The sequence below is a fragment of the Micromonospora tarensis genome, assembly GCF_016803395.1.
Taxonomy (GTDB): Bacteria; Actinomycetota; Actinomycetes; order Mycobacteriales; family Micromonosporaceae; genus Micromonospora; species Micromonospora tarensis.
The window spans coordinates 1-18,429 of record NZ_JAEVHL010000125.1 but is presented as its reverse complement, the minus strand read 5'-3'; the positions used below and the strand labels follow the sequence as shown (position 1 = coordinate 18,429).

General features: G+C 71.9%; 19 protein-coding genes and 4 pseudogenes. 10 read left to right on the top strand and 13 right to left on the bottom strand.

The features are described 5' to 3' along the window. The 4 genes and pseudogenes from JM949_RS22000 to JM949_RS21985 form a co-directional block, all read right to left on the bottom strand. A pseudogene (locus JM949_RS22000) lies at positions 1-495 on the bottom strand (CDP-alcohol phosphatidyltransferase family protein); the annotation flags it as partial. After that, entirely contained in the window at positions 492-1,238 is a 747-nt protein-coding gene (locus JM949_RS21995) for an ABC transporter ATP-binding protein (RefSeq protein WP_203150255.1), read from the bottom strand. The gene JM949_RS21995 and the pseudogene JM949_RS22000, both read right to left, overlap by 4 nt. Before the next feature lies 1 nt (position 1,239). Next, complete coding sequence (locus JM949_RS21990; RefSeq protein WP_203150254.1) at positions 1,240-2,067, bottom strand: ABC transporter permease; 828 nt, start codon at positions 2,065-2,067, stop codon at positions 1,240-1,242. Positions 2,068-2,138: 71 nt separating this feature from the next. Beyond that, positions 2,139-3,509, bottom strand: a complete 1,371-nt coding sequence (locus JM949_RS21985) for an L-serine ammonia-lyase (RefSeq protein WP_203150253.1) — start codon at positions 3,507-3,509, stop codon at positions 2,139-2,141. A gap of 489 nt (positions 3,510-3,998) precedes the next feature. Between JM949_RS21985 and JM949_RS21980 the strand changes: the two genes are divergently transcribed. Further along, the gene (locus JM949_RS21980; RefSeq protein ID WP_030329606.1) at positions 3,999-4,208 is read left to right on the top strand and encodes a PspC domain-containing protein; all 210 of its coding nucleotides are present in this window, start codon (positions 3,999-4,001) and stop codon (positions 4,206-4,208) included. A gap of 234 nt (positions 4,209-4,442) precedes the next feature. Here JM949_RS21980 and JM949_RS21975 read toward each other — a convergent pair whose 3' ends face one another. The 7 genes and pseudogenes from JM949_RS21975 to pdxH form a co-directional block, all read right to left on the bottom strand. Further along, positions 4,443-5,282 (bottom strand): DUF4230 domain-containing protein, encoded by an 840-nt coding sequence (locus tag JM949_RS21975; protein WP_203150252.1) that lies wholly within the window; start codon positions 5,280-5,282, stop codon positions 4,443-4,445. A 99-nt stretch (positions 5,283-5,381) separates the two neighbouring features. Further along, complete coding sequence (locus JM949_RS21970; RefSeq protein ID WP_203150251.1) at positions 5,382-6,545, bottom strand: acyl-CoA dehydrogenase family protein; 1,164 nt, start codon at positions 6,543-6,545, stop codon at positions 5,382-5,384. Between the two features lie 44 nt (positions 6,546-6,589). Then, positions 6,590-6,895, bottom strand: coding sequence for a type II toxin-antitoxin system VapB family antitoxin (locus JM949_RS21965; protein WP_030329612.1), 306 nt, complete (start codon positions 6,893-6,895; stop codon positions 6,590-6,592). Between the two features lie 197 nt (positions 6,896-7,092). Next, positions 7,093-7,695, bottom strand: coding sequence for a nitroreductase family protein (locus JM949_RS21960; RefSeq protein WP_203150250.1), 603 nt, complete (start codon positions 7,693-7,695; stop codon positions 7,093-7,095). Then, positions 7,695-8,624, bottom strand: a complete 930-nt coding sequence (locus JM949_RS21955; RefSeq protein WP_203150249.1) for an aldose 1-epimerase family protein — start codon at positions 8,622-8,624, stop codon at positions 7,695-7,697. The genes JM949_RS21960 and JM949_RS21955 overlap by 1 nt, the downstream gene beginning before the upstream one ends. Positions 8,625-8,642: 18 nt before the next feature. Continuing rightward, a pseudogene (locus JM949_RS21950) lies at positions 8,643-9,940 on the bottom strand (MFS transporter). Further along, positions 9,937-10,566, bottom strand: coding sequence for a pyridoxamine 5'-phosphate oxidase (gene pdxH, locus JM949_RS21945; RefSeq protein ID WP_203150256.1), 630 nt, complete (start codon positions 10,564-10,566; stop codon positions 9,937-9,939). The pseudogene JM949_RS21950 and the gene pdxH overlap by 4 nt, the downstream one beginning before the upstream one ends. Before the next feature lie 278 nt (positions 10,567-10,844). On the opposite strand from pdxH, the pseudogene JM949_RS21940 reads away from it, so the two are divergent. Continuing rightward, positions 10,845-11,819: pseudogene (locus tag JM949_RS21940) on the top strand (citrate synthase 2); the annotation flags it as partial. Here JM949_RS21940 and JM949_RS39885 read toward each other — a convergent pair. Then, positions 11,800-11,892, bottom strand: coding sequence for a benzoate/H(+) symporter BenE family transporter (locus tag JM949_RS39885; protein ID WP_407664797.1), 93 nt, complete (start codon positions 11,890-11,892; stop codon positions 11,800-11,802). The pseudogene JM949_RS21940 and the gene JM949_RS39885 overlap by 20 nt on opposite strands. 32 nt (positions 11,893-11,924) lie before the next feature. After that, complete coding sequence (locus tag JM949_RS21935; protein WP_407664796.1) at positions 11,925-12,677, bottom strand: benzoate/H(+) symporter BenE family transporter; 753 nt, start codon at positions 12,675-12,677, stop codon at positions 11,925-11,927. Positions 12,678-12,733: 56 nt separating this feature from the next. Between JM949_RS21935 and JM949_RS21930 the strand changes: the two genes are divergently transcribed. The 8 genes and pseudogenes from JM949_RS21930 to JM949_RS21895 all read left to right on the top strand — a co-directional run. Beyond that, the gene (locus tag JM949_RS21930) at positions 12,734-13,372 is read left to right on the top strand and encodes a helix-turn-helix domain-containing protein (protein ID WP_309232268.1); all 639 of its coding nucleotides are present in this window, start codon (positions 12,734-12,736) and stop codon (positions 13,370-13,372) included. 36 nt (positions 13,373-13,408) lie between these two features. Beyond that, entirely contained in the window at positions 13,409-14,128 is a 720-nt protein-coding gene (locus JM949_RS21925) for a PP2C family protein-serine/threonine phosphatase (protein WP_203150248.1), read from the top strand. Positions 14,129-14,230: 102 nt separating this feature from the next. Next, complete coding sequence (locus JM949_RS21920) at positions 14,231-14,569, top strand: PadR family transcriptional regulator (RefSeq protein WP_203150247.1); 339 nt, start codon at positions 14,231-14,233, stop codon at positions 14,567-14,569. Next, positions 14,566-15,411 (top strand): ABC transporter ATP-binding protein, encoded by an 846-nt coding sequence (locus JM949_RS21915; protein WP_203150246.1) that lies wholly within the window; start codon positions 14,566-14,568, stop codon positions 15,409-15,411. The genes JM949_RS21920 and JM949_RS21915 overlap by 4 nt, the downstream gene beginning before the upstream one ends. Continuing rightward, positions 15,408-15,917 (top strand): ABC transporter permease, encoded by a 510-nt coding sequence (locus tag JM949_RS21910; RefSeq protein ID WP_238433645.1) that lies wholly within the window; start codon positions 15,408-15,410, stop codon positions 15,915-15,917. Before JM949_RS21915 ends, JM949_RS21910 begins: the two co-directional genes overlap by 4 nt. A gap of 290 nt (positions 15,918-16,207) precedes the next feature. Further along, positions 16,208-17,383: a GNAT family N-acetyltransferase gene (locus tag JM949_RS21905; RefSeq protein ID WP_309232267.1), complete on the top strand. Its 1,176-nt coding sequence runs from the start codon at positions 16,208-16,210 to the stop codon at positions 17,381-17,383. Positions 17,384-17,437: 54 nt separating this feature from the next. Next, the gene (locus JM949_RS21900) at positions 17,438-18,187 is read left to right on the top strand and encodes a ZIP family metal transporter (protein ID WP_203150244.1); all 750 of its coding nucleotides are present in this window, start codon (positions 17,438-17,440) and stop codon (positions 18,185-18,187) included. A 50-nt stretch (positions 18,188-18,237) separates the two neighbouring features. Then, a pseudogene (locus tag JM949_RS21895) lies at positions 18,238-18,429 on the top strand (hypothetical protein); the annotation flags it as partial.

Here is an 18,429-nt window from a genome sequence, read left to right as displayed (position 1 = left end):
CGGCGAGACGTCGCCGGCCGGGCCGATCGGGGTGGCGACGGGGAGGATCCCCGACGCGGCGGCCCGCGCGGCGGCGGCGAGGTTCGGCAGGTCGTCCACGCCGACCCGCAGCGCACCGCCGAACACGCCGGTGGCGTCCCCGTCCAGAGCGTCGAGCGCGCCGGCGTCGACCACCTGGCCGCGCTCCTCGCGCACCGCGGTCCGACCGGGCACCGGCGGGTCTCCCAGCACCAGCGCCACGGTCGGCCCGACCGGGCTGGTGGCCAGGTGCCGCAGTACGGCGGTGTGCGCGACCAGGTCGGTGCCGGTGATCAACACCGGGGTGCTGGCGGTGGCGACCAGGTCGGCCAGCTCGTCGAGGTGGCCGGCGAAGCGCACCTCGTCCGCGCCGGCCTGGCGCAACTGGGTGGCCAGGCGGTCGGCCAGCGGCTCGCCGGTCGCGGTGGTGAGGCCCGCCGCGGGCGTCCCGGCGGCGAGCACGATCGCGAGCGTCACCGCGGGACCGCGTCGTGGTACGCGTCGAGCGCCTCGGCGATCGTGCCGTCGAGCGTCAACCGGCCCGCGTCGAGGTACAACCCCCGACGGCAGAACCGGGTCAGGTCCTTTTCGTTGTGTGACACCAGCACCAGCGTGCGCCCCTCCCCGAGCAGACGATCAATCGTCGCGTAACACTTCTTGCGGAACTCCGCGTCCCCGACCGCGGTCACCTCGTCCATCAGCAGGATCGGGTGCGGCAGGTGCGAGATGATCGCGAAGCCGAGCCGCACCTTCATCCCCGACGAGTAGTGCCGCACCGACGTGTCGATGGCCCGTTCCACCTGCTCACCGGCGAACTCGACGATCTCGTCGAAGTGCCGCTTCAGGTAGCTCGTCGACAGCCCGTGCAGCCCACCGACCAGGTGCAGGTTCTCCCGCCCGGTCAGGTCGTTGGAGAAGCCGGCGGACAACTCCAGCAGCGGGGCCACCGCGCCGTGCACCCGGATGCTGCCCTCGTCCGGGATGAGCACCCCGGCGATCAGCCGCAGCAGGGTGCTCTTGCCGGTGCCGTTGCGTCCGATCACCCCGACGGTCTCGCCGGGCTCGACGGTGAACGACACGTCGCGCAGCGGCCAGAACTGGCCGGGCAGCGCGCCCCGCGCGCCCCGGTGGATGAACAGCTCCCGCAGCCGCAGTTGGCGGCGACGGTTGCGGACGAACCGGATGCCCAGGCCGTCGGCCTCGATGATCGGCGCGGTCATCTCAGAGTTCCTTGAGCACGGCGGGTTCCAACCGACGGAACGACCACCAACCGGCGGTCAGGACCAGCAGGCTCCCGACGACAGTGGTGGCGAGCAGTCGGGCGTCCGGGAACTCGTCCGGGTACCAGATCGCGTGGTGCAGCTGGAAGATCCCGACCAGCGGGTTCAGCTCGTACACCACCTTCAGCCAGCCGGGCAGGCCGGACTCCCGGACCAGGCTGAGCGGATAGATGATCGGTGTCGCGTAGAAGAGCACCCGGATGATCAGCCGCATCAGCCGTTCCACGTCGCGCATCAGCACGTTCCACGCGGACAGCAGCAGGGCGAGCCCGGTCAACAGGACGGCCTGGACGGCCACCGCCAGCGGCAGGGAGAGCAGCGACCAGCCGCTGTGGATCCGGCCGTGCGCCGCGTAGATCACCGCGATGGCGGCCAGGATCGGCAGGCCGGCCGCGTACTCGGCGAACCGACCGGTGACCCGGCCGATCGGAAAGACCTGACGCGGCACGTTCATCGTGGTGATCAGGCGGGACTGGCCGGTGAGCGCGTTCGTCGCCTCGCTCAGCGCCGAACTGGTCCACATCCAGGCGAAGATCCCGGTGATCAGGAAGAGCGGGTACGACCCGGCCGCCTCGCCGAGGTGTCGGCCGGTGTCCCGGGAGTAGAGCACCCCGAACACGAACCAGTAGATCGCCCCCATGCCGAGCGGCTCGATCAGCGACCAGAAGTAGCCGAGCACCGACTGCTGGTACTTCACCGCGAGATCCCGCCGGACCAGGATGCGCAGCGAGTTGCGGTGCGACCACAGGGCCACGACGCCAGAGGTCACCGCAGCCTCCCGCCTCGTTAAACGGACGACAGGTTAGCAGTCGGTGAACGAATGCCCCGAATCGGCCGGACTCAGCACTCGATCACGTTGACGGCCAGACCGCCACGCGCCGTCTCCTTGTACTTGACCTTCATGTCGGCGCCCGTCTCCCGCATGGTCTTGATGACCTTGTCCAGCGACACCGCGTGCACACCGTCGCCGCGCAGCGCCAGTCGGGCGGCCGTGATCGCCTTGATGCTAGCCACCGCGTTCCGCTCGATGCAGGGGATCTGCACCAGGCCACCCACCGGGTCACAGGTCAACCCGAGGTTGTGCTCCATCCCGATCTCGGCGGCGTTCTCCACCTGCTCCGGGGTGCCGCCGAGCGCCTCGGCCAGCCCCGCCGCCGCCATCGAGCACGCCGAACCGACCTCGCCCTGGCAGCCGACCTCGGCGCCGGAGATCGACGCGTTCTCCTTGAAGAGCACGCCGATCGCACCGGCCGCCAGCAGGAACCGCACCACGCCGTCGTCGTCGGCGTCCGGCACGAACCGGCTGTAGTAATGCAGTACCGCCGGGATGATCCCGGCCGCGCCATTCGTCGGCGCGGTCACCACCCGGCCGCCCGCCGCGTTCTCCTCGTTCACCGCGAGGGCGAAGAGCGTCACCCAGTCCATCGCGTGCAGCGGGTCGGTGGTCCCGGCGTCCGCCTCCAGGCCGCGCCGCAGCTCCGCCGCACGCCGCCGAACCTTCAACCCCCCAGGGAGTACGCCGTCGCGCTCACAGCCGCGCTCCACGCACTCCCGCATCACCCGCCAGATCTCCAGCAGGCCCGCCCGGATCTCCGCCTCGCTGCGCCAGGACCGCTCGTTGGCCAACATCACCTCGCTGATCGACAGCCCGGTGGCGGTGGTGACCTCCAAGAGTTGCGCGCCGGTGAGGAACGGGTACCGCACCCGGGTGCTGTCCGGTTTGATCCGGTCCGCCCCGGCCGCGGCCTCGTCCACCACGAACCCGCCACCGACGGAGTAGTAGCTGCGGCTGCGCAGCTCGGCACCGGCCGCGTCGTACGCCACGAAGGTCATCCCGTTCGGGTGGTACGGCAGCGATCGGCGGCGGTGCAGCGTCAGGTCCCGATCCGGGTCAAAGTCGATCTCGTGCGCGTCGAGGATGCTGATCCGCCGCTCGGCCCGGATCCGCTCGACCCGAGGACCGACGGTGTCCGTGTCGACGGTCTCCGGTGACTCGCCGGCCAGCCCCAGCAGCACCGCCGGGCCACTGCCGTGCCCGTGCCCCGTGGCGCCCAGCGAGCCGAACAGCTCGGCCTGCACCCGCGCGACGTCACTGAGCAACCCGTCGGCCTTGAGCCCGGCGACGAACGTACGTGCCGCCCGCATCGGCCCCACGGTGTGCGAGCTGGACGGCCCGATACCGACGCTGAAGAGGTCGAAAACACTGATCATGGCTGCGCTTCCTCGCCGTCGTCCCGGGGTACGGGACCCGGCCGGGTCGTGGCCGCCGGTCTGACGGCCCCGCTGGACCGCCCGGGGTATGGGGTGCCGGCCGTCCGGGGTGTGGAGGGCCAATCATCCAGCCTACCCGCCCAGCTCAACGCCCACCCGGTCCGGGACGTGAACACCCGACCACCACCCGCCCCGGCCCGGCGGCGTCGCAAGATCGCGCTTGATCCCCGATGTAGTGGTCTCCCAAGGCATCGATGCCACTACATCCAGAATCGAGCGCGATCTTGGGGGGCAGGCGCGGCCGGCGGGCGAGCAGGCGCGGCGGGCAGGGGGCGGGCCGCAGGGGGAGGCGTCAGCGGAGGGTTGCCGGGGTAAAGCACCTACGGGTCCACGGGTTGCTGCTCCTCCTCGGGACCGAGGGCGAGCTGGCCAGTCCCTTCTACCGTGGATTGCAGACGCGGCGCACCGCCGCAGAGTGGGAGTACGACGATGAGTCGCAAACTGGTCCGGCCCCGCGAGGGGCGCATGCTCGCCGGTGTCTGCGCTGGCCTCGGTCGGCGGTTCGGCATGTCCGCGGGGATGGTTCGGCTGCTGTTCCTGCTGTCCCTGCTGCTGCCCGGCACCCAGGTGATCGTCTACCTGATCCTCTGGGTTCTCATGCCGAACGAGGACCGCTACCTCGCCTCCACCGGCCACTGACCTGCCCCGCACACCCGCCTAATCACAGATCTTGGACAGTTTCCGTTAGCAGCTAACGGATGTCAAGATTGCTCGGATTGCGGGCACGCCGGAGTCCCAAATCTGGCAGATCGGTGGCTGGGCGCCGTGCGGGGCGGTGCCGGGGGCGAGGGAGGGTACTGCGGGGGGCATCACGAGGAAGGCCCGCGCCGACGAGAGTCGGCGCGGGCGCTTCGGCGTTCCGGATCGAGCAGGTCAGGGGGCGGTGAAGGTGACGGTGATCTGCTGGTAGCCGAGGGAGCGGAGCAGCCCCTCCAGCATCTTGCGGGTGTTCTCCTCGGCCCGGGCGGAGAGCCCGCTGTCCCGAGCTGCGGCGGTGATCCGGTCCTCGGCGAGCTGGTAGACCTGCTGCTGCCGGTTGGGGTCGTTGCCGACCAGGTCACCGAGCCGGTTGAGCAGACCTCGCTGCTCGGCGAAGACGTAGCTCTTCTCCATGTCGAGGTTGGTCTCGCCGAGCTGCGGCGCGGGCAGCTTGATCTCGACGGACTTGCCGTCGGCGGACTGGACGACGGCACCCTCACCGATCTTGGTGAAGTCGACGTACGCCTCGACGCTGCCGGCCCCGACGAAGAGGGTGCGCTCGTTGAGCAGGAAGTCCGGGACGTTGCGCCTGTCGTTCTGGGTGTCGACCACCACCTGGAAGTTGCCTTCGGCCGCCACGTAGCGGCTGAGGTCCTGGATCGACTTCAGCAGAGGCGGCTGGCTGCGGTCGGTCTGTTCCTTGGCGAACGGGTTACGGAACTCCGGCAGCAGGCCGGTCGCCTGGATGCCGAGCAACACCACCACGGCCAGCGCGGCGGCGCCGAGCAGCAGGAGCAGACCCCGGGCCGCCCCACCGCCACCGCCCGGCCCATCGCCGCCGGTCGTCGGACCACCAGGACCACCAGGACCGCCGGGGCCTGCGGGCCCGCCCGGTCCACCGGGCGCGTCAGTGGTCGGCTCGGGTGTCGCGGTCGACCGCGCCTTGAGATCGTCACCGGTCGGGTAACCGGGGAACTCCCTCGTGGGCTCGTTGCTGCCAGCGTCGGGGGTCATCACGCTCACCGTCCTCGTCAGACACGTCGTCTGTCAATGACGGTACGGCCCCGTTACGACAGTCGCGCGTCGAGCGTCAGTAAGGCGCGAAAGGGCAGGTCAGGCGAATGCGGAGAGCCCGGTGAGCCGCTGCCCGACAACCAGTTGGTGGATCTCGGAGGTGCCCTCGTAGGTCAGCACACTCTCCAGGTTGTTCGCGTGCCGCAGCACCGGGTACTCGCCGGAGATGCCGTTGGCGCCGAGGATGGTGCGGCACTGCCGGGCGATGTTCAGCGCCTCCCGAACGTTGTTCAGCTTGCCCACGCTGACCTGCTCCGGTCGCAGCCGGTGGGCGTCGGCGAGCCGGCCCAGGTGCAGCGCGAGCAGTTGCCCCTTCACCAACTCGACCGCCATGTCCGCCAGCTTGGCCTGGGTGAGCTGGAAGCCGGCCAGCGGACGACCGAACTGGGTCCGGGTGGTGGCGTACGCCACTGTGGTTTCCAGGCAGTCACGGGCGGCGCCCAGCGCGCCCCAGACGATGCCGTACCGGGCCTCGGTGAGGCAGCTCAGCGGCGCCTTGAGCCCGACCGCCTCGGGCAGTTGGGCGGCGGCCGGAAGTCGGACGTCGTCGAGCACGATCTCGCCGGTGCTGGAGGCGCGCAGCGACATCTTGCGGCGGATCTCGCGGGCCGTGACGCCGGGCGTGTCCATCGGTACGGCGAAACCGCGAACCCCCTCGTCGGTGCGCGCCCAGATCACCGCGATGTCCGCGATCGGCGCGTTGGTGATCCACATCTTTCCGCCGTCGAGCACCCAGTCGCCGCCGTCCCGGCGGGCCCGGGTGGTCATCGAGGCCGGGTCGGAGCCGTGGTCCGGTTCGGTCAGGCCGAAACACCCGATCGCCTCGCCGGTGGCCATCGACGGCAGCCAGCGCTGCTTCTGCTCCTCGCTGCCGTAGCGCCAGATGGCGTACATGGCGAGTGATCCCTGCACCGAGACCAGCGAGCGGACGCCGGAGTCGGCGGCCTCCAACTCCTGGCAGGCGAGCCCGTAGGCGACCGCTGAGGAGCCGGCGCAGCCGTACCCGCTCAGGTGCATGCCGAGCAGGCCGAGCTTGCCGAATTCGCGGGCCAGCTCCCGGGCCGGCACTCGGCCGTCCTCGTACCAGTCGGCGACGTGTGGCCGCACCCGGTCGTCGACGAGCTGGCGGACGACGTCGCGGATCTGCCGCTCCTCCTCGCTGAGCGACGGGTCCAGGTCGAGCAGGTCCAGCGGAGCGGTCATGGAGGCCACCCTAACGAAGACTCAGGCCGATGTGCGCTGTCGCGTCACTCGATGGGCTCGGAGAGCACCAGCACCCGGGCGTGGATCTGGTTGCGCTGTTGCAGGGCGGCGCGCAGCGCCCGGTGCAGCCCGTCCTCCAGATAGAGCCCACCGTTCCACTGCACCACGTGCGGAAAGAGGTCACCGTAGAAGGTGGAGTCCTCGGCGAGGAGCTTGTCCAGCGCAAGCTCACGCTTGGTGGTGATCATCTGGTCCAGGCGCAGTGGCCGTGGCGGGATCTCCGCCCACTGCTTGAGCGTCAGATTGTGCTCCGGATAGGGACGCCCGTCCCGGACCGCTCTGAAGATCACGACGGCACGCTCCCCTCCCCGTGGCCGGGCCGACCGACGGCGCCGAGCCGGGCCGCGGCGGGCACCGCGCGGCGCGGCACCGATGACCGTGCCAGCCTAGCCGCCCGGTGCACGCTGCGTTCTGCTCCCTGATGTCAGTTTCACTACCGGTCGTCCGATCCTCAACCCCGACGAACAGGATGAACGGGACGCCGGCCTCAGCTCCACCGGCCGCGCCGTACGATCTCGTCCATCGGCCGGCGCCCACGGCGCAACGACGGTGACCGATGGTCAGCCGCCCGGTAACCGATTGTGACGGCACCGATGGGTTGGTACTCCGGCGGCACGCCGAACGCGTCCCGGTAGCTGGCGAGCCGCTGCGGCGGGATGCCGAAGAAGCATGCCCCCAGGCCCTCGTCCACGGCGGTGAGCAGCATCAGCAGCGCCGCGAAGCCGGTGTCCACGTGCCAGTACGGCACCGGCCACCGGTCGGTGGACTGATCCGTCCAGCCCTTGTCCGGCTCCGCGTACCGGCGCAGGTAGGCCGACTCGTTGGCGTGCGGCACCACGATCAGCGGCGCCCGGCGCATCCCCGCGAGCCACCGCTCCCGCCCACCACCGTCCGGGGTGGTGGCGGCCCAGAACCGCTCCCGGTCGGCCGGCTCCTCCAGCACCAGGAAACCCCAGCCCTGGGCGAAGCCAGCCGACGGGGCGCGGACCGCATGGTCGAGCAGCCGGTCCACCACGTCGGGCGGGACCGGACGGTCCGGGTCGTAGTTGCGCACCATCCGCCGACGGCGGACAACCTCGGCGAACTCCATCAGGCTCCGGGGCGCAGGCCCCAGGTGCCCCGCCAGGACGCGCCGGGCTTGAGCGTGAGCAGATCCTTGCCCGACCGGAACGCGTCAGGTGGGCAGGTCATCGGCTCGATCGCCACCGAACGGCGGTGCCGCTCACCGGTGAGGGCGTCGCCGGTGAACACCTGCCACCAACCGAACTCGGCATCCGCCCAGATGCTCACCCCGGCGGAACCATCCGGCGCGGACAGGCTGACCGAAGAGCCACCGTCGGCGTCCCGGACCACCCGCCCGAAGCAGGTGTCCAACTCGGCCCCGCCGATCCGACGAGGGCTGGTCCAGTCGTACTCGGTGCCGGCCACCGGGGTCACCCCCACCGGCAGCAACCGACCGTCCACCACCACCCGGCTCCGCGCCGGCAGCCGCAGCACCAGGTCGTCCACCGCGACACCCGGCAGTTGCAGGTACGGATGCACGGAGAACCCGAACGGGGCCAGCTCGGCACCGGTGTTGGTGACCTCGTGCTCGGCGCGCAGCCCGTCCGTGTCGACGCTCCACCGGCTACGCAGCCGCAGCGGCCACGGGTAGCCGGGCTGCGGCGGAAGGTCGTAGCCGATCGTCACCGCGTCCTCGGACTGCTCCAGCAGCCGCCACGGCACCCAGTTGACCAGCCCGTGGATGGCCACGTGCCGCTCCGGCTCGGTAAGCGAGAGCTGGTGCGTCCGCCCACCGAACGAGTAGCGGCCGTCGCGGATCCGGTTCGGCCACGGTGCCAGCACCTGCCCGGTCGAACCGGCGCAGAGTTCGTCGGTCCGGTACCCGTCGAGAAGGTCCACACCGTCGTGCCGGTACGTTCGCAGCCCACCGCCCACCTCGACGATGACGGCCTCGTGACCGGCGGCGGAGATGGTCCACTGGGCGCCGGACAACGGGCGCTGCTCGGGGCTTTCCATGCCGGCGACCCTAACCGGTCACGTCCGCTCCCCGCTCGACACCGTCGCCGCCCGGTAGCGCAGCAGTGCCGGGAACGCGACCGCGAGCACCACCACGAGCACCGCCGAGGCGAGCCCGCCGGCCACCCAGGCGACGCCGCCCCCGAAACCGGCGGCCATGGTGCCGGCGCGCAGGTCACCCAGGCGTGGGCCACCCGCCACCACGACCGTGTTGACGCCCTGCAACCGGCCGCGCATCCGGTCCGGCGCGTAGACCAGCAGCATCGACTGCCGCAGCACCGCGCTGATCAGGTCGGCGGCCCCGGCCACGGCGAGCAGCACGACCATCAGCCAGAGCTGCTGGGCCAGCCCCGCCGCGGCGATCGCCAGACCCCAGCCGACCACCGCGAGCACCAGGCCGAGCCCCTGCCGGCGGAGCCGGCCGATCCAACCGGAGGTCAGCCCACCGATCATCGACCCGATGGCGATGGCGCTGTAGAGCAGGCCGACCGCTCCACCGCCGCCGAACCGTTCCTGGGCGATCTCCGGAAAGAGCGCCCGCGGCATCGCGAGGATCATCGCGATCAGGTCCACCGCGAAGGACAACAGCAGCACCGGCGTGGTGGCCAGGTAGCGGAACCCGTCGATGACGCTGGCCAGGCCGGCGCGGCGGGCCTGGCGTCGGCGGTCGGCTCGGGCGGCAGCGCGGGCAGCCGCAGCGCGGCCCAGAGCATCGCGGTGAACAGCACCGCATCCACCCCGTACGCGATCGGCAGGACCACCGAGGTGTCCGGCGAGGCGGAGAGGATCAGGCCGGCGGCGAGCGGCCCGGCGACCGAGGCGGCGGTGAAGGTGGTGTAGTTCAGGGTGGTGGCGGACGCCACCAGGTCCTGCGGAACCAGCCGGGGCAGCATGGCGCTGCGGGCCGGCGAACTGATCGCGAACGCCACCGACTGGACCGCCATCAGCGCCAACAGCAGCACCGGGCTGCCCACGTCCAGCAGCGCCTGGACCAGCAGCCCGAGAGTGGATGCCCAAAGCAACAATGAGCCACCGAGCAGCACCGCACGGCGGTCACGGGCGTCGGCGACCGCGCCACCCCAGAGCCCGAAGATCAGCAACGGTACGAAGGCAGCCACGCCCAGCAGGCCCACCCAGAACGAGTCCCGGGTCAGGGCGTACATCTCCACCGGCACCGCGACGGCGGTGAACTGGAAACCGAACATCGCCACGGTGTTGCCGAGCCAGAGCCGCCGGTACGCCGGCACCCGCAGCGGACGTACGTCGATCGCCCAGCGGCGCGATCCGCGCGGCCGAGCCTCCCGCACACCGGTCACGGCGCCAACCGCTCGACGGTCCAGCCACCCTCGTCCAGGCGGCGGAAGCGGAGCCGGTCGTGCAACCGACCGGCCCGGCCCTGCCAGAACTCCACCGACTCGGGTTGGACCCGCAACCCGCCCCAGTGCGGCGGCGCCGGGATCTCGGTCTGCTCGGCGAACCGCTCGGCCGCCTGCTGGTACCGCTCCTCCAGTGCCGCCCGGCCGGACACCACAGCGGACTGCGGGCTGGCCCAGGCACCCAGTTGGGAGCCGCGCGGCCGGCTGGCGAAGTACGCCTCGGTCGTCGCGCGGTCGACCGGGGTGATCCGCCCGGCGACGACCACCTGCCGCTGCATCGGGAACCACGGAAAGACCAGGCTGGCGTACGGGTTGGCGGACGCCTCGACGCCCTTGCGCGACAGGTGGTTGGTGAAGAGGACGAGGCCCTGCGGGTCGTACCCCTTCAACAGCACCGTCCGCCCGCTCGGCCGACCGGCCGGGTCGGCGGTGCCCAGCACCATGGCGTTCGGTTCGGGCAGCCCGAAGGCCACCGCGTCGGCGAACCAGCGGCCGAACTGGGTGTGCCAGTCGACGGCCAGGTCAGCCTCGGTCAGGCCCAGGTCCGCGGCGTACTCGTTACGCATCGCGGCCGGGGCAGGTGTGTCGCCCGTCACGTCCCCACTCCTCCTCGGCGTCCTCGCCACCGCCCTCCCGCGCTGGCCAGCCCGCCCTGCCCAGTCTCACCGAGCGAGGAGGAGAATGCGCGCCCGGGGATGTCGTGTGCAGCACAGTCGCAGTGGGTCGCGTATCCCTTACTCAGCAGGCAAGATGTTCCGCACACATCCCTGAGGGTGCCTAAGGCGCTCGGCCGATCGGGCCGGATGAGCTGATCGGGCGCACCGACCAGATCCAGGAGAACGACATGGCCGATTTCAAACCCGGGCTGGAGGGCGTCGTCGCCTTCGAAACCGAGATCGCCGAACCGGACCGCGAGGGTGGCGCGCTGCGCTACCGCGGTGTCGACATCGAGGATCTGATCGGCCAGGTGTCGTTCGGCAACGTGTGGGCGCTGCTGGTCGACGGGCGGTTCGGGCCGGGTCTGCCGCCGGCGGAGCCGTTCCCGGTGCCGGTGCACTCCGGTGACATCCGGGTCGACGTGCAGTCCGCGGTCGCCATGCTGGCCCCGTACTGGGGTCTCAACCAACTCCTGGACATCTCCGACGAGCAGGCCCGCGAGGACCTGGCCCGGGTCTCGGTGACAGCGCTCTCCTTCGTCGCCCAGTCCGCCCGTGGCCTCGGCCTGCCGGCGGTGCCGCAGAAGGAGATCGACAAGGCGCAGACCATCGTCGAGCGGTTCATGAAGCGCTGGCGTGGCGAGCCCGACCCACGGCACGTCAAGGCCGTCGACGCGTACTTCATCTCGGCCGCCGAACACGGCCTGAACGCGTCCACCTTCACCGCCCGCATCGTCGCCTCCACCGGGGCGGACGCGGCGGCCTGCATCTCCTCCGGCATCGGCGCCCTCTCCGGCCCGCTGCACGGCGGCGCACCCTCCCGGGTGCTCAGCATGCTGGAGGCGGTGGAGCGCAGCGGTGACGCGGAGGGCTACGTCAAGGGCGTACTCGACCGCGGCGAGCGGTTGATGGGCTTCGGCCACCGCGTCTACCGGGCCGAGGACCCGCGCGCCCGGGTGCTCCGGCGCACCGCCAAGGAGCTGGGCGCGCCGCGCTTCGAGATCGCCGAGGCGCTGGAGAAGGCCGCCCTCGCCGAGTTGCAGGCCCGCCGTCCGGACCGGGTGCTGGCCACCAACGTCGAGTTCTGGTCGGCCGTGGTGCTGGACTTCGCCGAGGTGCCGGCGCACATGTTCACCTCGATGTTCACCTGCGCGCGGATGGGACCCACCGGCGGTCCGGGTCCGGGTGCGCGTCGGGGCCGGCGGCGAGCGCGGCGGTGATCGCCGCGAGGTTCACCGCGTGCCCACCGGCCGGCGCGGCGAGCAGGCTCAACAGGCCGGTGGTCCGCAGCGCGCCCCGAACGGCGGACGATAGCCGTAGCCGACCAGCACCGCCATGCCCGGCACGTTCTGCGCGGCCATGGTGACCAGGAACAACGGCAGGGCGAGACCGACCAGGGCCGACGCGTTCCAGGCCGGCACGGTCAGCGTGACCGACGGGATCAGCGCGGCGCCGGGCAGGCCGGCGGGCGGTGCGGTCAGCGCGATCGCCGCGACCGCCACCACCAGCGCACCGGGCACCGCCCAGCGGCGGGCGAACCGGTGCAGCAGCAGCCAGCCGAGCACCACCGGGCCCGCCACCAGGGGCAGGTCGACAAGCGCGCGGACCGGAGCGGTGCACAGCGGCAGCAGCACCCCGGCGAGCATCGCGCCGGCCACCGGCTTGGGGATGGCCGCCACCGCGCGGCCCAGCGGCGGGAACAGCCCGGCCGCGACGATCAGCAGACCCGAGACGAGGAAGGCGCCCACCGCGACCGGCCACCCGCCCGGGGGCGGCCCGGTCGCCACCAGCAGCGCCGCGCCCGGTGTGGACCAGGCCGCGCTCATCGGTATCCGGTACCGCCAGCCCAGCCAGGCGGCGGCGAGACCACACGCCACGCAGAGGGCGAGCAGGCCCGATGCGGCCTGCGCGTCCGACGCGCCGGCCGCCCGGAGCCCGGCCAGGACGACGGTGAACGAGCTGGCGAAGCCGACCAGCGCGGTAACCACGCCCGCCAGTAGTGGTTGCACGCGTCCGGCCATTCCCACTCCCCCGACTGTTCCGTTTACGGAACGACAGCGTGTAGCACGATAGCCGGGTGCCGCAACCACCACCAGCCCGCCGTCCGGGCCTCGACGTGGATCCCGTCGTCGTCGGTCGCCGGGTCCGTGCCCTGCGCGAGGAGCGGGGCATCTCGCTGTCCACACTGGCCCGCCTCGCCGGTGTCGGAAAGGCCACCCTCTCCGGCCTGGAACACGGCACCCGCAACCCCACCCTGGAGACGCTCTGGGCGGTCACCGCGCAGCTCGGCGTGCCGCTCACCGCGCTGCTGACCGAGCCGGCCGCCGGGCCCACCGTGCACGGCGCCGCGGTCACCGCCACCCTGCTGGAGGTGTTCACCGACACCGACGCGACCTACGAGCTGTACCGGATGCGTGTCGCGCCCGGCCCGGGGCAGCTCTCCCCCGCCCACCAGCCGGGGGTCACCGAACACGTCACCGTCTTCGCCGGGGTGCTGCGCGCCGGGCCGGCCGACGCACCGCTGACCGCCCCGGCCGGTGGTCATCTCCGCTGGGTGTCGGACGTGCCGCACAGCTACACGGCGGTGGGTGACGAGGAGGTCGCCGCCAGCCTGCTCCTGCGCTATCCGCGCCACCGAGAGCCGACCGATCAGGCGCGCACCGTCGACCCGACGACGGAAATCGCAATCATTTCTCGACCTTCGCAGGAGCCGTAGAGACGAATCCGGGTTCTTCTTGGCAAGCTTGACCCCATGACGCTGATCCTCCGCTCGGTCATCCTCAACGACATCGGCTTGGTTCGGACCAACAACGAGGACTCCGCCCTCGCCGGTGACCGCCTGATCGCCGTCGCCGACGGCATGGGTGGGCTCCCCGCGGGCGAGGTGGCGAGCGAGATCGTGATCCGGATCCTGGACGAACTGGTCCCGCCCACCGACCCCGACGGCGCCGCCGACGCCCTACGTGCCGTGGTGAGCACCGCCAACCAGCGCATCCACGCCGCCATCACCGTCGACCCGAGCCGGGACGGGATGGGCACCACGCTCACCGCTGCACTGCTGGCCGGCGAGACCCTGGTGCTGGCCCAGGTCGGCGACTCCCGGTGCTACCTGCTGCGCGACGGGGAGCTGACCCAGCTCACCCGGGACGACACGTTCGTCCAGGCCCTTGTCGACCAGGGCACGCTCTCGCCCGAGCAGGCCCGCTACCACCCGCAGCGGTCCCTGGTGACCCGGGCCGTGCAGGGCGCCGACACCCCACCGGCGGTCGGCGTGCTCACCGTGGTCCCCGGCGACCGACTGCTGCTGTGCAGCGACGGGCTCTCCGACTACGTCGAGGACGAGGCCATCGCGGCGGCGCTGGGCATGTACGCCGACCGTCAGCAGTGCGGCGAGCAGCTGGTGAAGCTGGCGCACCACGCGGGCGCACCGGACAACGTCACGGTCGTGGTCTCCGACGTCGTCGCCCGCTGACCCGAGCCGGCCTGCTCGAACAATCGCGAGAACCAGGCGGCGGGCCCCTCTCAGCTCAGTAGGTAGTTGTGCCATCTAGGTTGCGCCGCTAGTGTCCGGCCTGTGGATTCGGACCGGCGTGGGCAGTGGCTGCGAGGGGTGCTCGACATCTGCGTCCTGGCCCTGCTGGCCGAGCAAGAGTCCTACGGCTACCAGCTCGCCCAGGCGCTCGACGCCGTCGGGGTCGGGCCGATCCAGGGCGGCACGCTCTATCCCGTGCTGCTCCGCCTACAGAAGACCGGGCTGGTGACCGCCGAGTGGCGGGAGGGCACCGCCGGGCCGGCCCGCAAGTACTACCGACTCACCGACCACGGGCACACGGCGCTCCGGGAAGGCGGCCGCGCCTGGCTCAGCTTCGTCGCGCCGGTGAACGACATCGTCACTAAGGGGGTTGCCCGGTGAACGCCAACGATTGGCTGCGTGCGCTCACGGCCGAGCTGCACCAGCGCCGGGTCGCGGCGGACGCCGCTCGGCACGTGGTCGCCGAGGCCGCCACACACCTCCGCGACGGGGGCGGCGATCCCTGGGTCGTCTTCGGCCCACCCCAGCAGTACGCGGGCGCGATCGTGGAGAGCATCGGCACCGCGCCCGGGCCACGCCCCGGACCGGTCCGGCTGCACGCCACGGGCATCACCAAGCGGTACGGGCGGCGGACGGTGCTGCGCGACGCCACGCTGACCGTCCGGGGCGGACAGATCGCCGCCGTGATCGGCGCGAACGGCTGCGGCAAGAGCACCTTTCTGCGGATCTGCGCCGGGCTGCTCTCGCCCGACGCCGGTGCGGTGACCGTCTCCGGGCGCCTCAGCTACTGCCCACAGTCCGGCGGCACAGCCGATTTCCTCCTCCCCGACGAGCACTTCGTGTTGGTGGGCGCCGGTCAGGGCATGGCACGGGGGCCGGCCCGCCGGGCCGGACGGGCAGCGGCCCGTCAGCTCGGCTGGGAGGCGGACGGCAATGTGCCGGCCCGGCATCTCTCCGGCGGCACCCGGCAGAAGCTCAACCTGACCATGTCCACCCTCAGCAAGCCGGACGTGCTGCTGCTCGACGAGCCGTACCAGGGCTTCGACCAGGGCAGCTACGTCAACTTCTGGGACCAGCTCAGCCGGTTACGGGACACCGGCACGGCGGTCGTCGTGGTGACCCACCTGCTCAACCAGCTCGACCGGGTGGACACCGTGCTCGACCTGACCCCGGCGCAGGAGACCGGGTGGCGCGCCCCCGGCGTTCAGGGAGGCCACCAGTGAACCGACTCACCACCGTCGCCGAGATGACAGTGCGGGAGCTGCTGCGGCGTCGAGGCGTACTCCTGCTGTTGTTGTTGATGCCGTTGACCTTCTACCTGATCCGCCGGGACAGCTACCTCGGCCAGTCGGTCCGTTCACTGCTGCTCGGCGTGGGGTGGGCGGTGAGCACAGCGGCGCTGTTCGCCACCACCGCGGCCCGCGAGCTGGAGCCGAGGCTACGGCTGGCCGGTTACCGCCCGCACCACCTCTACCTTGGTCGGATGCTCGGCCTGTGGGCGGTGGGGGTGGTCATCTCCGTACCGTTCTTCCTGCTCCCGATGCTCGACGGAGCGAACCTGCGGTACAGCGGTCTGGCCCTGGCGTTGCTCTGCTCCGTCGCGGTGGCGGCGCCGTTCGGGATGCTGATCGGCGCGTTGCTCCCCCGGGAGCTGGAGGGGACGCTGCTGCTGCTCACCGTGGTGACCGTGCAGATGCTGATCGACCCGGCCGGTCGGGGGCGAAGCTGACCCCGTTCTGGTCGAGCCGGGAGATCGCCACCTGGACTGTCGACCACACCGACCAGGGTTACCTCGCCCGGGGCCTGCTGCACGGGCTCGTCGTCACCGCCCTGCTGGCCCTCGGGGTGTCCGCCGTGGCCAGCGTCCGACTGCGCCGCCGCCGACACCTGCGGCAGCTGCCCGTCGGCTGACCGGCGCCGGGCCCGGGGGACCGGCCGGCGTCACCGGTCACGAATCGGGCCAATCCGGTTGCTGGCACCCGCACCGCGGGTTGAGATGGGCGAATGACCATCCGCCGGGTGACCGCCGACGACCGCCTCACCACCAGCTTCCCGCTGGCCGCGTACGCCTTCGAGTCGTCGCCGCTGACTGCGGCGCGGGTCGAGCAGTTCCGCGACTACCTGCCCTACCACCAGGGCAACACGACGCTGGTGTTGGAGGAGGGCGGCGAGACGCGGGCCGCCGTCACGGCCATCCCGATGCGGCAGAACCTCCGAGGGGTGGTGCTGCCGATGGCCGGCGTCGCCGGGGTGGCCACCCATCCGCTGGCTCGCCGGCAGGGGCACGTCCGGACGTTGCTGCACCAACTCCTCGACGAGATGCGCGACGAGGGGTTCCGGCTCAGCGCGCTGTACCCGTTCCGACCCAGCTTCTACGCCCGGTTCGGCTACACCGGGCTGCCCAAACCCCGCATGGTCAGCTTCATCCCGGCCGACCTGGGTTCGCTGCTGCGCGCCGAGCTGCCGGGCGAGGTGGGCTGGGAGCGCATCTCGGCCGGCTACCCGGCATGGCGGGCGTTCACCGAGCGCTGCCTCACGCACCGGCACGGCTTCTCACTCTTCCCGGACTACCGGGCGGTCGGCCTGCGTGACCGCGACGAGCACTGGCTGCTCACCGCCCGGGTGGACGGCGAGGTCACCGGCGCGGTCGCGTACCGGATCGACGAGCACGGTGGGACGCTGCACGGCAACGAACTGCTCGCCACCGATCCGCTGTCCCGAACCCTGCTGTTGCAGTTCTTCGCCCGGCACGTCGACCAGGTCGAACGGGTCACCGTGCAGGTTCCGCCAAACGAGCTGCCGGAGTTGTGGCTGACCGACCTGGACGTGCACGTCGACGCGCGGGTGGGCCGGCCGGGCTCGTCCGCGCCGATGGCCCGGCTGTTGTCAGTGGACGCCCTGAGCGGTCTGCCCAGCGGGCCAGGTCGGGTCCGGGTCGAGCTGACCGGGGATCGCTGGCTGACCGGCACCCACCTGCTGGATGGCACGACCGGCGCGCTGGAGGTGGTCGACGACAGGTCCGGCCGCGCGCCGACTGCCACGCTCACGGCGGCCGGGCTCTCCGCCCTGGCGTACGGGGTGCTCGACCCGGCCGAGCTGCCGTTGCGTGGGTTGGGCGAGGTGCCGGCGGACGCGGCCGTCGAGCTGCGCGGCATCTTCCCGCACCGGGTGCCGTACCTCTTCGCCGACTTCTGAGCCCTCCTCGCGATCGGGTTTGCCGCACCGGCGACCGTGGGTAGGGTCCCGCGAATGCCGGAGTGGTTACAGGCGGGTGAGTGGGGGCTGCTGGCCGGGTCGGCTCTGCTGGTCGGCGCGGCGGTCGGCTGGTTCGCCCGGGTGCCGCAGCGCCTCATCGCGTCGATCATGGCGTTCGGCGCGGGGGTGCTGCTCTCCGCCGTGTCGTTCGAGTTGATCGCCGAGGCGCACGCGCAGGGCGGGCTGCTGCCGACCGCCCTCGGCGCGGCCGCCGGCGCCATCGTCTACACACTGGCCAATCTGGCGCTCGCCCGGCACGGCGCCCGGCACCGGAAACGCTCCGGTGACCAGCAGCCCTCCGAGAACGAGCAGCCCGGTTCCGGCTCGGCGATCGCCGTGGGCGCGCTGCTCGACGGCGTACCGGAGTCGGTGGTGATCGGCGCGAGCCTGCTCACCGGCGGCGCGGTCAGCCTGGTCACGGTGGCGGCGGTCTTCCTCAGCAACGTGCCGGAGGGACTGTCCAGCGCGGCCGGCATGCGCCAGGCCGGCCGGACCCGGCGGTACGTGTTCCTGCTCTGGACCGGGATCGCCCTGATCAGCGGGGTGGCCGCGCTGCTCGGCAACACGCTGCTGGGCGGCGCCCCACCGGAGGTGCTGGCCGGGATCACGGCGCTGGCCGCCGGCGCGATCCTCGCGATGATCACCGACACCATGGTCCCCGAGGCGTTCGAGGACGCGCATCTGCTGGTCGGCCTGATCACTGTCGCCGGCTTCCTGACCGCGTTCGCGCTCTCGCACAGCTGACGGGCGGTCGGCCCGGCCCGGGGCTTTGACAGACGCCCTAGCATCACGGGGTGCGCCTGACGTCGCTTGCCGCCGTACTCGTCCTCGGTGTCGCCACCGCGACTCTGCCCGCCTGCGCTTCCGACGACCCGGTGCCCGCCGTCCAGGCCGGCCCGTCCGCCGTACCGACGGTGACGGCGACCGCCGAGCAGAGCGCCGCGCCGACCGGCCGGGACGGCCTGGGCGCCCGGGCCAGGCGCGCG